Source organism: Caldimonas taiwanensis NBRC 104434, assembly GCF_001592165.1.
In the GTDB taxonomy this organism is placed as follows: domain Bacteria; phylum Pseudomonadota; class Gammaproteobacteria; order Burkholderiales; family Burkholderiaceae_C; genus Caldimonas; species Caldimonas manganoxidans.
This window is the reverse complement of record NZ_BCWK01000083.1, coordinates 1-891: the sequence shown is the minus strand read 5'-3', so window position 1 is coordinate 891 and position 891 is coordinate 1. Positions and strand designations below refer to the sequence as shown.

Here is an 891-nt window from a genome sequence, read left to right as displayed (position 1 = left end):
TGCTGCGCATCGAACTGGAGGCGCTGCAGGACGATGGCTTCGATCTCGATCTCACCGGATTCGACGCCGATGCACTGGCAGAACTGCTGGCCGATGAGGAACCACAGATCGAGGGCCGGACGGAGGACGATGCCATCCCGGAGATGCCGGAAGAGCCGGTGTCTCGGCCGGGCGACGTCTGGCGGCTCGGGCCGCACCGCCTGGTCTGCGGGGACGCGACCACCGCCGAGGCCTACGCGCGCCTGTTTCCGGACGGCGAGCGGGCGGACATGGTCTTCACCGATCCGCCCTACAACGTGAACTACGCCAACAGCGCGAAGGACAAGCTGCGCGGCAAACACCGCCCCATCCTCAACGATGCGCTGGGCGAAGGCTTCTACGATTTCCTCTACGACGCGCTGGCGCTGATCATGGCGCACACCCGAGGCGCGATCTACGTCGCCATGTCCTCCAGCGAACTGGACACGCTGCAAGCGGCCTTCCGCGCCGCCGGCGGGCACTGGTCGACCTTCATCATCTGGGCCAAGAACACCTTCACGCTGGGCCGCTCGGACTACCAGCGCCAGTACGAGCCGATCCTCTACGGCTGGCCCGAAGGCGCGACGCGCCACTGGTGCGGCGACCGCGACCAGGGCGACGTCTGGCAGATCAAGAAGCCAGCGAAGAACGATCTGCACCCGACCATGAAGCCGGTGGATCTGGTCGAGCGGGCCATCCGCAACTCCAGCCGCCCCGGCGACGTGGTGCTCGACCCCTTCGGCGGCTCGGGCACGACCTTGATCGCCGCCGAGAAGGCCGGGCGCGTGGCGCGGCTGATCGAGCTCGACCCGAAGTATGCGGACGTGATCGTGCGGCGCTGGCAGGACTGGACGGGCCAGCAAGCCACCCGCG

General features: G+C 67.9%; 1 protein-coding gene. It reads left to right on the top strand.

The genetic code is table 11. The features are described 5' to 3' along the window. Positions 1-891: DNA-methyltransferase (locus tag CTA01S_RS16235; RefSeq protein ID WP_062196863.1), on the top strand; the 891-nt coding region annotated here is incomplete at both ends.